13 protein-coding genes are annotated in these 13,507 nt (G+C 67.5%); 10 read left to right on the top strand and 3 right to left on the bottom strand.

Going from position 1 to position 13,507, the window contains the following annotated elements; genetic code table 11:
* Positions 1 to 19 precede the first annotated feature (19 nt).
* The 4 genes from RTK35_RS24320 to RTK35_RS24305 all read left to right on the top strand — a co-directional run bounded on the left by RTK35_RS24320 (position 20) and on the right by RTK35_RS24305 (position 3,488).
* A complete protein-coding gene (locus RTK35_RS24320; RefSeq protein ID WP_279816401.1) occupies positions 20 to 817 on the top strand; it encodes a hydroxymethylpyrimidine/phosphomethylpyrimidine kinase in 798 nt (265 codons plus the stop codon).
* Entirely contained in the window at positions 814 to 1,443 is a 630-nt protein-coding gene (gene thiE, locus RTK35_RS24315) for a thiamine phosphate synthase (protein ID WP_208275862.1), read from the top strand. The genes RTK35_RS24320 and thiE overlap by 4 nt, the downstream gene beginning before the upstream one ends.
* Before the next feature lie 32 nt (positions 1,444 to 1,475).
* The gene (gene hemL / locus RTK35_RS24310; protein ID WP_044410707.1) at positions 1,476 to 2,765 is read left to right on the top strand and encodes a glutamate-1-semialdehyde 2,1-aminomutase; all 1,290 of its coding nucleotides are present in this window, start codon (positions 1,476 to 1,478) and stop codon (positions 2,763 to 2,765) included.
* A 174-nt stretch (positions 2,766 to 2,939) separates the two neighbouring features.
* Positions 2,940 to 3,488, top strand: coding sequence for a tetratricopeptide repeat protein (locus tag RTK35_RS24305; protein ID WP_107330934.1), 549 nt, complete (start codon positions 2,940 to 2,942; stop codon positions 3,486 to 3,488).
* 12 nt (positions 3,489 to 3,500) lie between these two features.
* On the opposite strand, the gene RTK35_RS24300 is transcribed toward RTK35_RS24305, so the two are convergent.
* Positions 3,501 to 3,833: a DUF1820 family protein gene (locus RTK35_RS24300; protein WP_044410713.1), complete on the bottom strand. Its 333-nt coding sequence runs from the start codon at positions 3,831 to 3,833 to the stop codon at positions 3,501 to 3,503.
* A gap of 128 nt (positions 3,834 to 3,961) precedes the next feature.
* Here RTK35_RS24300 and miaB point away from each other — a divergent pair, with 128 nt between their 5' ends.
* From miaB to lnt, 5 genes are all read left to right on the top strand, one after another.
* The gene (miaB, locus tag RTK35_RS24295) at positions 3,962 to 5,302 is read left to right on the top strand and encodes a tRNA (N6-isopentenyl adenosine(37)-C2)-methylthiotransferase MiaB (RefSeq protein WP_044410879.1); all 1,341 of its coding nucleotides are present in this window, start codon (positions 3,962 to 3,964) and stop codon (positions 5,300 to 5,302) included.
* An 87-nt stretch (positions 5,303 to 5,389) separates the two neighbouring features.
* Positions 5,390 to 6,409, top strand: coding sequence for a PhoH family protein (locus tag RTK35_RS24290; RefSeq protein WP_044410715.1), 1,020 nt, complete (start codon positions 5,390 to 5,392; stop codon positions 6,407 to 6,409).
* Complete coding sequence (gene ybeY / locus RTK35_RS24285; RefSeq protein WP_044410718.1) at positions 6,402 to 6,860, top strand: rRNA maturation RNase YbeY; 459 nt, start codon at positions 6,402 to 6,404, stop codon at positions 6,858 to 6,860. Before RTK35_RS24290 ends, ybeY begins: the two co-directional genes overlap by 8 nt.
* Positions 6,861 to 6,879: 19 nt before the next feature.
* Positions 6,880 to 7,719 (top strand): HlyC/CorC family transporter, encoded by an 840-nt coding sequence (locus RTK35_RS24280; protein WP_044410721.1) that lies wholly within the window; start codon positions 6,880 to 6,882, stop codon positions 7,717 to 7,719.
* A gap of 93 nt (positions 7,720 to 7,812) precedes the next feature.
* Positions 7,813 to 9,333: an apolipoprotein N-acyltransferase gene (lnt, locus tag RTK35_RS24275; protein WP_316909200.1), complete on the top strand. Its 1,521-nt coding sequence runs from the start codon at positions 7,813 to 7,815 to the stop codon at positions 9,331 to 9,333.
* A gap of 6 nt (positions 9,334 to 9,339) precedes the next feature.
* Here lnt and RTK35_RS24270 read toward each other — a convergent pair whose 3' ends face one another.
* A complete protein-coding gene (locus RTK35_RS24270) occupies positions 9,340 to 10,122 on the bottom strand; it encodes a YdcF family protein (protein ID WP_316909199.1) in 783 nt (260 codons plus the stop codon).
* 24 nt (positions 10,123 to 10,146) lie between these two features.
* Positions 10,147 to 10,599 (bottom strand): hypothetical protein, encoded by a 453-nt coding sequence (locus RTK35_RS24265; protein ID WP_074973165.1) that lies wholly within the window; start codon positions 10,597 to 10,599, stop codon positions 10,147 to 10,149.
* A gap of 231 nt (positions 10,600 to 10,830) precedes the next feature.
* Here RTK35_RS24265 and leuS point away from each other — a divergent pair, with 231 nt between their 5' ends.
* Entirely contained in the window at positions 10,831 to 13,452 is a 2,622-nt protein-coding gene (gene leuS / locus RTK35_RS24260; protein WP_316909198.1) for a leucine--tRNA ligase, read from the top strand.
* The last annotated feature ends 55 nt before the right edge of the window (positions 13,453 to 13,507 follow it).

The following is a 13,507-nucleotide window of genomic DNA, read 5'->3' as shown; positions in this document are numbered from 1 at the left end:
GGTGGTAAGCTCGCGCACCATGAAAACGACCCCCTCTCGCCCTATCGTCCTCTGTCTTTCCGGCCACGACCCCAGCGGCGGCGCCGGTCTGCAGGCGGACATCGAAGCCCTGATCGCCCAAGGCTGCCACGCGGCTCCTGCCGTGACCGCCCTGACCGTCCAGGACACCGTCAACGTTTCCGACTTCCGCGTGCTCGACCGCGAATGGGTGCTGGCCCAGGCCCGTGCGGTGATCGCCGACCTGCCGGTCTCCGCCGTCAAGCTGGGCATGCTCGGCTCGGTGGAGATGGTGGAGACCGTGCTGGAAATCATGCAGGGCCTGCCGGGTGTGCCGCTGGTTTGCGACCCGGTGCTGCGTGCCGGCGGCGGCGGTGCACTGGGCAAGGATGAAGTGGGCTACGCGATGCGCGAGCGCCTGCTGCCGGTAGCGATCATCGCCACGCCGAACCTGCCGGAAGCGCGCATCCTCGCCGAACTCCCCGAAGGCACGGCCGACGCGTGCGCCGAGAAACTGCTGCCCTTCTGCCGCAACCTGCTGATCACCGGTGGCCACGGCGACGAGGCCGAGGTCCACAACCGCCTCTACACCGAGGATGGCGAACGCCACACCTTCACCTGCCAGCGCCTGCCCGGCAGCTACCACGGCTCCGGCTGCACCCTGGCCAGCACCCTGGCCGGTCGCCTGGCCCTGGGCGAGGCCCTGCCCAGCGCGGTGCGCTCGGCACTGGACTACACCTGGCGCACCCTGCGTGACGCCGAGCAACCGGGCCACGGCCAGTTCGTGCCCCGCCGCCTGCCGCTGGACTTCTGCTCATGAAGCTGCGCGGCCTCTACGCCATCACCGACAGCCAGTTGCTCGCCGATGGCCGGCTGCTGCCCTACGTGGAGGCGGCCCTGAAGGGCGGCGCCCGTTTGCTGCAGTACCGCGACAAGTCCTCCGACGAGGCCCGCCGCCTGCGTGAGGCCGAGGCGCTGCGCGAGCTGTGCACCCGCTACGGCGCGCAGTTGCTGATCAACGACGACGCCGAGCTGGCCGCCCGCCTGGGCGTGGGCGTGCACCTGGGCCAGACCGATGGCTCCATCGCGGCAGCGCGCGCCCTGCTGGGCCGTCACGCGGTCATCGGTGCCACCTGCCATGCGCGCCTGGACCTGGCCGAGTCGGCCCTGGCCGAAGGCGCCAGCTACGTGGCCTTCGGTCGCTTCTTCAACTCCCAGACCAAACCCGGTGCGCCGGCCGCCACGGTGGAGCTGCTGGACGAGGCGCGCCAGCGCTTCCAGCAGCCCATCGTCGCCATCGGCGGCGTCACCCTGGACACCGCCCCGGCGCTGATCGCCCGTGGCGCGAGCATGGTGGCGGTGATCCACGCCCTGTTCGCCGCCGACGGCCCCGCCGAGGTGGAACGCCGTGCCCGCGCCTTCAGTGCGCTGTTCGCGTCGGCCTGAGCCCTTTCAACCGCTTGCATAGAGAGTTCGACATGTCCCGTTCCGAAACCCTGTTCGCCAACGCCCAGAAACACATCCCCGGCGGCGTCAACTCGCCAGTCCGCGCCTTCCGGAGCGTCGGCGGCACGCCGCTGTTCTTCAAGCACGCGGAAGGCGCCTACGTGACGGACGAGGACGACAAGCGCTACGTGGACTACGTCGGCTCCTGGGGCCCGATGATCCTCGGCCACGGCCACCCGGACGTGCTCGACGCGGTGCGCAACCAGCTGCAGCACGGCCTCTCCTACGGCGCACCCACCGCCATGGAAACCGAGATGGCCGACCTGGTCTGCTCCCTGGTGCCGTCCATGGAGATGGTGCGCATGGTCAGCTCCGGTACCGAGGCGACCATGAGCGCCATCCGCCTGGCCCGCGGCTTCACCGGTCGTGACGCGATCATCAAGTTCGAAGGCTGCTACCACGGTCACTCCGACAGCCTGCTGGTCAAGGCCGGCTCCGGCCTGCTGACCCAGGGCGTGCCCAGCTCGGCCGGCGTGCCGGCGGACTTCGCCAAGCACACCCTGACCCTGCCCTTCAACGACATCGGTGCGGTGGAGAAGACCCTCGGTGAAGTCGGCCAAAGCGTGGCCTGCATCATCGTCGAGCCGGTGGCCGGCAACATGAACTGCGTACCGCCGGCGCCCGGCTTCCTCGAAGGCCTGCGCCGCCTGTGCGACCAGCACGGCGTGGTGCTGATCTTCGACGAAGTGATGACCGGCTTCCGCGTCGCCCTGGGCGGCGCACAGGCCCACTACGGCGTGACCCCGGACCTCTCCACCTTCGGCAAGATCGTCGGCGGCGGCATGCCGGTGGGCTGCTTCGGCGGCAAGCGCGAGATCATGTCCTGCATCGCCCCGCTGGGCCCGGTCTACCAGGCCGGCACCCTGTCCGGTAACCCGCTGGCCATGGCCGCCGGCCTGACCACCCTGAAGCTGATCAGCCGCCCGGGCTTCCACGCCGAGCTGACCGACTACACCACCCGCATGCTCGATGGCCTGCAGCAGCGCGCCGACGCCGCCGGCATTCCCTTCGTGACCACCCAGGCGGGCGGCATGTTCGGCCTGTACTTCAGCGGCGCCGACGACATCGTCACCTTCGACGATGTGATGGCCAGCGACGTCGAGCGCTTCAAGCGCTTCTTCCACCTGATGCTGGACGGCGGCGTCTACCTCGCCCCCAGCGCCTTCGAGGCCGGCTTCACCTCCATCGCCCACGGCGACAAGGAACTGGCCATCACCCTGGACGCCGCCGAACGCGCCTTCGCCGAGCTGAAAAAGGGCTGATCCGTTACGCCATCCCTACACCCGGGCGTGCAGCCCACCGGCCTTGCCGCCCGGGTGCGGGAAAAGCGTGCAAAGACTTTGTAAGTAGCGCCCTGCTTATTTCATAATGTGACGGTCGGCGCGTTTCGCCGACCGGGCGGGAGCCCGCTCTGCTTTCCGAGGCGCTGTGATCTGATGAACCGCACCGGCCGCATCCTGACATTGGGCAGCCTGTTGCTCCTTTCTCCCCTGCTGGCCGAAGCCGGCGGCAACTCGCTGCTGATCCCGGCGTCCGGCCGCTGCAACCTCAACACACGCCCCGAAGACCTCCAGGAAGCCCTCTCCAACTGCCAGCAGGCCGCCAAGGCCGGCGACACCGGCGCGCAATACGAGCTGGGCGAGTTCTACTACGACGGCAAGCGCGCCCCGCGCGACCTGCAACAAGCCCTCAACTGGTTCGAACAGGCCTCGCTGAAAGGCAACGCCCAGGCGCAATTCCGCCTGGGCAACATGTTCTTCCGGGGTGAAGGCGTGCCGGCCAGCAACGTGCAGGCCTACATCGTACTGAAGATGGCGGCGGTGAACGGCTCGGACGAGGCGATGGACTCGGCGGACGTGGTGGCCGGGCAGATGCGCACCGACGAGCTGGAGATCGCCACCCAGGTGCTGGGGCAGATCTTCCGCAACTACCTCATCGAACTGCAGACCGCCGACGGCGGATCACCCTTCGCCCCCCTGCCCTGAATACCGCGCCGCCTAGCTGCGCTTGTCTGGCATGGGCGGCATGGGGAACGGCATGACGTTGCCCGTGCCCTTGGCCTCGCTGATCTTCGCCGTGCCCAGGCGTTCCACCTCGTCGATGCGGATGATCGCGTGCATCGGCACGAAGCTGCGCACCACGCCCTCGAACTGCGCCTTGAGCTTCTCCTCGCTGGGGTCCACCACCAACTGGTTGCGCTCGCCGAAGACCAGCTCCTCGATCTCCAGGAAGCCCCACAGCTCGCTCTGGAAGATCTGCCGGGCGTAGATCTCGTAGACCTGGCCCTGGTTGAGGAAGATCACCTTGAAGATCGGTTCGTGCTTGCTCATGTAAAGGTCGGTACGGCAGGAAAATGGGGGCGCGAAGCATAGCACGACGACCGGTCGCACCACCCTAGGAACGCGGGCAGGCCGCGACTATAATGCGCGGTTCTTCGAACCACCCGACCCTGACCTGCATGGCCAAGAAGCTCTATATCGAAACCCACGGCTGCCAGATGAACGAGTACGACTCCTCGCGCATGGCCGACCTGCTGGGCGAACACCAGGCGCTGGAAATGACCGAACGTGCCGAGGAGGCCGACGTCATCCTGCTCAACACCTGCTCCATCCGCGAGAAGGCGCAGGAGAAGGTGTTCTCGCAACTCGGTCGCTGGCGGGAGCTGAAACGCCAGAACCCGGAGCTGGTGATCGGCGTCGGTGGCTGCGTGGCCAGCCAGGAAGGCGCCGCCATCCGTGAGCGCGCGCCCTACGTCGACGTGGTCTTCGGCCCGCAGACCCTGCACCGCCTGCCGGAGATGATCGACGCCGCGCGCACCACCCGCGCGCCCCAGGTGGACATCAGCTTCCCCGAGATCGAGAAGTTCGACCGCCTGCCCGAGCCCCGCGTCGACGGCCCCAGCGCCTTCGTCTCGGTGATGGAAGGCTGCAGCAAGTACTGCACCTTCTGCGTAGTGCCCTACACCCGTGGCGAGGAAGTCAGCCGGCCCTTCGACGACGTGCTGGCCGAGGTGATCCACCTGGCCGAGAACGGCGTGCGCGAGGTCACTCTGCTGGGCCAGAACGTCAACGGCTACCGCGGCCAGACCCACGACGGGCGCATCGCCGACTTCGCCGAGCTGATCCGCGTGGTGGCTGCCGTCGACGGCATCGACCGCATCCGCTACACCACCTCCCACCCGCTGGAGTTCTCCGACGCGCTGATCCAGGCCCACGCCGAAGTGCCAGAGCTGGTGAAGTTCGTCCACCTGCCGGTGCAGGCCGGTTCGGACCGCATCCTCGCGGCGATGAAGCGCAACCACACCGCGCTGGAATACAAGTCGCGCATCCGCAAGCTCAAGGCAGCGGTACCGGACATCTGCATCAGCTCCGACTTCATCGTCGGTTTCCCCGGCGAGACCGACAAGGACTTCGAGGCCACCATGAAGCTGGTGGAAGACGTCGGCTTCGACTTCTCCTTCTCCTTCGTCTACAGCTCGCGCCCCGGCACCCCGGCCGCCGACCTGCCCGACGACACCCCGGAAGAAGTGAAGAAGCAGCGCCTGCAGATCCTCCAGGCCCGCATCCACCAGCAGGGCTTCGAGAACAGCCGCCGCATGGTCGGCACCGTCCAGCGCATCCTGGTGAGCGACTTCTCCAAGAAGGACCCGGGCATGCTCCAGGGTCGCACCGAGAACAACCGCATCGTCAACTTCCGCAGCGCCAACCCGCGCCTGATCGGCCAGTTCGTCGACGTGCACATCGACGACGCCCTGCCCCACTCCCTGCGCGGCACGCTGATCGAGGACACCCTGCACTGAAATCCCGGTGCCCGTGCTTCCGCAGCCGGGCACCTGGGTTTATGCTCCATCTCCTGACCTGCCAACGGCGACCAAGAACCCACGACATTGAACGCACCCCTGGATTTGCACCGCTTCACCCTGGAGCCCTTCGAAGCACGTCGATTCGCCAACCTCTGTGGCCAGTTCGACGAACACCTGCGGCTGATCGAACAGCGCATGGCCATCGAGATCCGCAACCGCGGCAACCAGTTCGAGCTGGTGGGCGACCCCCAGCGCACCCAGGCCACCGAGCACCTGCTGCGCCGCCTCTACCGTGAGACCGAAGCCACCGAGCTGTCCCCGGACATGGTCCACCTATTCCTCCGGGAAACCGGCATGGACGAGCTGGCCAACCCCAAGATGGAAGCCAGCGTCGCCCTGCGCACCCGCAAGGGCATGATCCGTCCGCGCGGCATCAACCAGCAGCGCTACGTGAAGTCCATCCTCGACCACGACATCAACTTCGGCATCGGCCCGGCCGGCACCGGCAAGACCTACCTGGCCGTCGCCTGCGCCGTGGACGCCCTGGAGCGCGAGCAGGTGCGCCGCATCCTGCTGGTACGCCCGGCGGTGGAAGCCGGCGAGAAGCTGGGCTTCCTCCCCGGCGACCTGACCCAGAAGATCGACCCCTACCTGCGCCCGCTCTACGACGCCCTCTACGAGATGCTCGGCTTCGAGCAGGTGGCCAAGCTGATCGAAAAGCAGGTGATCGAGGTCGCCCCGCTGGCCTACATGCGTGGCCGCACCCTTAACAACAGCTTCATCATTCTCGACGAGAGTCAGAACACCACCGTCGAGCAGATGAAGATGTTCTTGACCCGTATCGGCTTCGGCTCCACGGCCGTCATCACCGGCGACATCACCCAGGTCGACCTGCCCCGGGGCACCCGCTCCGGCCTGGCCCACGTGATCGACGTGCTGCGTGACGTGCCCGGCATCGCCTTCACCCACTTCAAGTCCCACGACGTGGTCCGCCACCCGCTGGTGCAGCGCATCGTCGAAGCCTACGACCGCTACGACAACCGCGCCCAGGCCAAGCCGCGTCCTGCCGACAACGATCCGGGTGCGATCAATCCCGATGCTTGAACTCGACCTGCAACTGGCCAGCGAGGCCAGTGACCTGCCCGGCGAAGCCGACTTCCGCCGCTGGTGCACCCTGGCCCTGCGCCAGCGCCAGGGCGACTCGGAGCTGACCATCCGCCTGGTGGACGAGCCCGAGGGCCGCGAGCTGAACCGCACCTGGCGGCACAAGGACTACGCCACCAACGTGCTGTCCTTCCCCGCCGACGTGCCCGAGGAGTTCCTCGACATCCCGCTGCTGGGCGACCTGGTGATCTGCGCCCCGGTGGTGGCCCGCGAGGCTGCCGAGCAGGGCAAGGCCCTCGATGCCCACTGGGCGCACCTGGTGATTCACGGCTGCCTGCACCTCCTGGGTTACGACCACATCGAGGACGAGGAAGCCGAAGAAATGGAAGCGCTGGAACGGGAGTTGCTGGCCGAACTCGGCCACCCCGACCCGTACCGCGACGACGAGTGAGAAACCCGAGCAAGGACATATGAGCGAAGATCGATCGAGCAACGGGCACAGGTCCTGGCTGGAAAAGCTGACCCAGGCCTTTGCCCATGAGCCGAAAAGCCGCCAGGAGCTGCTGGAGCTGCTGCGCGAAGCCCACCAGAACAAACTGCTGGACAGCGAAGCGCTGTCCATCGTCGAGGGCGCCATCCAGGTGGCTGACCTGCAGGTGCGCGACATCATGGTGCCGCGCTCGCAGATGATCAGCATCAAGGCCACCCAGACACCCCGCGAGTTCCTCCCCGCCATCATCGACGCCGCGCACTCGCGCTACCCGGTGATCGGCGAAGGCCTGGACGACGTCATGGGCATCCTCCTGGCCAAGGACCTGCTGCCGCTGATCCTCCAGGACCCCGAGCGCCCCTTCAACATCAAGGAGCTGCTGCGCCCGGCCACCTTCGTGCCCGAGTCCAAGCGCCTCAACGTGCTGCTTCGCGAATTCCGCGCCAACCACAACCACATGGCCGTGGTCATCGACGAATACGGCGGCGTGGCGGGCCTGGTGACCATCGAGGACGTGCTGGAGCAGATCGTCGGCGACATCGAGGACGAGCACGACGTCGAGGAAGACAGCTACATCAAGCCGCTGCCCAGCGGCGACTTCATCGTCAAGGCGCTGACCCCGGTGGATGCCTTCAACAGCTTTTTCGAAACCGACTTCTCCGAAGACGAGTTCGACACCATCGGCGGTCTGGTCATGGGCGCCTTCGGGCACCTGCCCAAGCGCAACGAGACCACCGAAATCGGCGGCTTCCGCTTCCGCGTGCTCAACGCCGACAGCCGCCGCCTGCACCTGCTGCGCCTCAGCCCGATCAACCGCTGACCGCCACCACGCCCGTCGCTTCCCGGCGCGGGCGTGGCCCGGCTAGACTGCGCGGCGTTCCGGGCCCTCCACTGCCCCGCCCAAGGATTGCGCATGAACTGGATCACCCGCCCCGGCTGGCCGGGCAACCTGCTGGCCCTGGCTGCCGGCGCCCTCACCCCGCTGGCCATGGCGCCCTTCGACTACTGGCCGCTGTCGCTGCTGTCCCTCGCCCTGTTCTACCTCGGCCTGCGCGGGCTCGGCCCCAAGGCCGCCTTCGGCCGGGGCTGGTGCTACGGCTTCGGCTTGTTCATCGCCGGCACCAGCTGGATCTACGTCAGCATCCATGACTACGGCAGCGCCTCGGCGCCGCTGGCGGCACTGCTCACCGGCGGCTTCAGCGCCGGCGTGGCCTTGTTCTTCGCCATTCCCGCCGCGCTCTGGGCACGCTGGTTCCGCCGCAACGAGGCCCCGCTGGCCGACGCCCTGGCCTTCGCCGCGCTGTGGCTGGCCCAAGAGGCCTTCCGTGGCTGGTTCCTCACCGGTTTCCCCTGGCTCTACGCCGGCTATAGCCAGTTGGACGGCCCCCTGGCGGGCCTGGCCCCGCTCGGCGGTGTCTGGCTGGTGTCGTTCGCCCTCGCCCTGAGCGCTGCCCTGCTGGTCAACCTGGTGCGCCTGCGCCGGGCCCCGGCGTTCCTGGTGGCGGCCCTGGGTCTGCTGGCGGCCCCCTGGATCACCGGGCTGGCCCTCAAGGACCACGCCTGGACCCGACCGCTGGGCGAGAAGCTCGACGTGGTCGCCCTGCAGGGCAACGTGGAGCAGAACCTGAAATGGGACCCGGCGCAGCTGGAAGCCCAGCTGGCGCTCTACCGCGACATGACCCTGGCGGCGCGCCGCACCGACCTGATCATCTGGCCGGAAACCGCCGTACCGGTACTGAAGGAACACGCCGAAGGCTTCCTCTCCGTCATGGGCCGCGTCGCCCACGACCGCCAGGCCGCACTGATCACCGGTGTGCCGATCCGCCAGGCCAACGAGCGGGGCGAGAAGCGCTACTACAACGGCATCACCGTGGTCGGCGACGGCCAGGGCACCTACCTCAAGCAGCAACTGGTGCCGTTCGGCGAATACGTTCCGCTGCAGGATGTGCTGCGTGGGCTGATCGCTTTCTTCGACCTGCCCATGTCCGACTTCGCCCGCGGCCCCGCCGACCAGCAGCCGCTGCTGGCCAAGGGCCACAGGATCGCGCCGTACATCTGCTACGAAGTGGTCTACCCCGAGTTCGCCGCCAACCTGGCCGCCCAGAGCGACCTGCTGCTGACCGTGTCCAACGACACCTGGTTCGGCACCTCCATCGGCCCGCTGCAACACCTGCAGATGGCGCAGATGCGGGCATTGGAGGCCGGACGCTGGATGATCCGCGCCACCAACAACGGCGTCACTGTGCTGATCGACCCCTTCGGCCGCATCGAAACCGCCATCCCGCAGTTCGAGAAGGCCTCGCTCTACGGCCAGGTGGCGCCCATGCAGGGCCTCACCCCGTACCTGAAATGGCGCTCCTGGCCGCTGGCCATTCTGTGTGGCCTGTTGTTCGGCTGGGCCCTGCTGGCCAGCCGCATCGCCAAGACCGTCTGACCCGACTCACTCGCTGGCAACCGCTCCCAGGCGGTATGCCAGCGGGTAGGCCAACAGGCCCAGCGCCTCGTTCAACAGCATTCCGCTGTGCCACACCGCCACCGTCTCCGGCAGCCAACCGCCGAACGGCCGTGAATTGGGCGAGGAGAGGAACGACGACGGCGCCGTGACCACCTCCAGCCCCGCCTGCTCGAAGCACCAGCGTGCGCGCTGCATGTGGAAGCCCTGGGTCACCAGCACCACCCGCTCGACGCCCTCGGCCTTGAGGATGCGCGCCGACTCCACGGCGTTCTCCCAGGTGGTCCGGCTCGCCTCTTCCCGCCAGCGCACCGGCACGCCCAGGTCACGCTCGAACGACTCGGCCATGATCGCCGCCTCGCTGGGCGGCTGGCCGTAGTGGAACCCGCCAGTGACCAACACCGGTAGCTGGGTGGCCTTGGCGATCCGCGCGGCGTAGCGCATGCGCTCCATGGCCAGCAGACTGGGCTGGTCGCCGTCCCAGGCGGGGTCATCGCGAACCCGCCCGGCACCCAGCACGACGATGGCCTGGGCGCGCCCGGGCAGTTCGGCCCAGCGCGCCTCCTGCAAGGGCGGTTCGGTTTCCAGCCAGCCGGCCAGGGTTTCCACCGTCACCGGCAGGCTCATCGTCCACAGGCCACCGAACCCCATCAGGAAACAGGCGAGCGCCAGGCGGGGGCGACGCGCACGCCACCACCAGGCCAGCAACAGCAGGACCAAAAGGATGCCCGGCGGCATCAGAAGTTGTTTGAACAGATAACGAATCGGCATCGGCACCTCCAGGGTGCGCGAAGCCTATCGGGGATTGCCGGCGCGGAAAAGCTGGGACCCGCAGGTACCGCAGGCCTGGACGCCCTGGCCACGTTGCCAGTTGGCCGGCGCGCCACACAGGGCACAGAGCAGTTGCTGCCGACGCTTGAACAGCGGACGGGCCGCGCGGGCGGGCGGAGTGCTCTTGGGTGCGCTCTTGGGATTGCGCACAGGCTTCGCCGCACGGGTGGGTTGCTGCTCGATGAGGGCGAGTTCCTCGGCTGCCGCGTGCCAGCCGCGCAACCAGTTCAGGTCCTTGTCGAGATAAGCCCGAATCAACGCCAGCTCGGCGGGGCTCAGCCCCTTGAGCTCCAGTTCGCTCGGGTGTTCGTTGCGCAGGCGCTCAGCCGTGTCCGCCTCGTCCAGCGCCAGGGCCAGACGATGCAGCAGACGCTCATAGAGCCCACCCGCCGTTTCTGCTCGCCTCGTCTCCACCATGCAGCACCTCGATACACACTGCAGCGCCCTCATGAAGCAGAAGCTTAGCGGTCACGAGGCCCCCCGCAGGGTGGCCGCGACAAACGGCGGCGGGGCGCGGCCCGCGCGCAATCAGGGTTTCCCTCTGCCAATGGCGCTCATGTATGCTACGGCGCTTGAATTTACGTTTCGCACGCGGTTCAGCGCCCTTCGCGGCCCCGATCCGATGCCCATTTATCAGCGCAAGTAGCCATGCACGAAAACTACCAGCCCCGTGATATCGAAGCCGCCGCGCAGGCCCATTGGGACGCGCACAAATCCTTTGAAGTGAGCGAACAGGCCGGCAAGGACACCTTCTATTGCCTGTCCATGTTCCCCTACCCGAGCGGCAAGCTACACATGGGGCACGTGCGCAACTACACCATCGGCGACGTGATTGCCCGCTACCACCGCATGCAGGGCAAGAACGTGCTGCAGCCCATGGGTTGGGACGCCTTCGGCATGCCGGCGGAAAACGCCGCCATGAAGAACAACGTCGCCCCGGCCAAGTGGACCTACGAGAACATCGCCTACATGAAGGCCCAGCTGAAGAGCCTGGGCCTGGCGATCGACTGGTCCCGCGAGGTCACCACCTGCAAGCCGGACTACTACCGCTGGGAACAGTGGCTGTTCACCCGCCTGTTCGAGAAGGGCGTGATCTACCGCAAGAACGGCACCGTGAACTGGGACCCGGTGGACCAGACCGTACTGGCCAACGAGCAGGTCATCGACGGCCGTGGCTGGCGTTCGGGCGCGCTGATCGAAAAGCGCGAAATCCCGATGTACTACTTCAAGATCACCGCCTACGCCGAAGAGCTGCTCAGCAGCCTCGACGACCTGCCGGGCTGGCCCGAGCAGGTCAAGACCATGCAGCGCAACTGGATCGGCAAGTCCCGCGGGATGGAAGTCAGCTTCCCCTATGACGCCGCCAGCATCGGTCAGGACGGTGCACTGAAAGTCTTCACCACCCGCCCCGACACCCTGATGGGCGCCACCTACGTGGCCGTGGCCGCCGAGCACCCGCTGGCCGCCATCGCCCTGACCAAGCTGCCGGCCGACAAGGCCGCCGAGCTGCAGGCCTTCATCGACGAGTGCAAGCGCGGCGGCGTCGCCGAAGCCGACATCGCCACCCAGGAGAAGAAAGGCCTGGCCACCCCGCTGTTCGTCGAGCACCCGCTGACCGGCGAGAAGCTCCCGGTGTGGGTCGCCAACTACGTGCTGATGAACTATGGCGAAGGCGCCGTGATGGCCGTCCCGGCCCACGACGAGCGCGACTTCGCCTTCGCCGCCAAGTACAACCTGCCGGTCAAGCCGGTGGTGCGCACCAGCGCCGGTGACGAGACCCCCGCCCCCTGGCAGGACGCCTACGGCGAGCACGGCCAGCTGATCAACTCCGGCGCCTTCGACGGCCTGGACTTCCAGGGCGCCTTCGACGCCATCGAAGTGGCCCTACAGAAGAAGGGCCTCGGCCAGTCGCGCACCCAGTTCCGCCTGCGCGACTGGGGCATCAGCCGCCAGCGCTACTGGGGCTGCCCGATCCCGATCATCCATTGCCCGAGCTGCGGCGACGTGCCGGTCCCCGAGGACCAGCTCCCCGTCGTGCTGCCCGAAGACGTAGTACCGGACGGCGCCGGCAGCCCGCTGGCGAAGATGCCCGAGTTCTACGAATGCACCTGCCCGAAATGCGGCACGGCAGCCAAGCGCGAAACCGACACCATGGACACCTTCGTGGAAAGCTCCTGGTACTTCGCCCGCTACGCCTCGCCCACCTATGACAAGGGCATGGTCGACCCCGCTGCTGCCAACCACTGGCTGCCGGTGGACCAGTACATCGGCGGCATCGAGCACGCCATCCTGCACCTGCTCTACGCGCGCTTCTTCCACAAGCTGATGCGTGACGAAGGCCTGGTCAGCTCCGACGAGCCGTTCAAGAACCTGCTGACCCAGGGCATGGTGGTCGCCGAGACCTACTACCGCACCGCCTCCAACGGCGGCAAGGACTGGTTCAACCCGGCCGACGTCGAAGTCGAGCGTGACGCCAAGGCCAAGGTCATCGGCGCGCGCCTGAAGACCGACGGCCTGCCGGTGGAAATCGGCGGCACCGAGAAGATGTCCAAGTCGAAGAACAACGGCGTGGACCCGCAGGCCATGATCGACGCCTACGGCGCCGACACCTGCCGCCTGTTCATGATGTTCGCCTCCCCGCCGGACATGAGCCTGGAATGGTCCGACGCAGGCGTCGAAGGCGCCAGCCGCTTCCTGCGCCGCGTCTGGCGCCTGGCCCAGGCCCACGTCAACGCCGGTCTGCCGGCTGCGCTGGACACCGCAGCCCTCTCCGACGCCCAGAAGGACGTGCGCCGCGCCATCCACCTGGCCATCAAGCAGGCCAGCCAGGATGTCGGCCAGCACCACAAGTTCAACACCGCCATCGCCGCCGTGATGACCCTGATGAACGTGCTGGAGAAAGCGCCCCAGACCGACGCCCAGGACCGCGCCCTGCTCCAGGAGGGCCTGGAGACCGTGGCCCTGCTGCTGGCCCCGATCACCCCGCACATCTGCCACGAACTCTGGCGTGAACTGGGCCATGCGGACGCCGTCATCGACGCCGCCTGGCCGAAGGTCGACGAGAGCGCCCTGGTGCAGGACACCCTGCAACTGGTGGTGCAGGTCAACGGCAAGCTCCGTGGCCAGATCGAGGTGGCGGCCGACGCCAGCCGCGAGACCGTCGAGGCAATCGCCCGCGCCAACGAGAACGTGCTGCGCTTCACCGAAGGCCTGACCATCCGCAAGGTGATCGTGGTCCCGGGCAAGCTGGTCAACATTGTCGCCAACTGACTTCACACCGGGGCTGCCGCGCAGCCCCGGCGATTCGCCAAGGGGAAAAACAACG

The organism is Pseudomonas sp. zfem003 (assembly GCF_032621675.1).
Taxonomy (GTDB): domain Bacteria; phylum Pseudomonadota; class Gammaproteobacteria; order Pseudomonadales; family Pseudomonadaceae; genus Metapseudomonas; species Metapseudomonas otitidis.
Note: the sequence above shows the minus strand (reverse complement) of the source record. Positions and strands in the feature narration are given on the sequence as shown.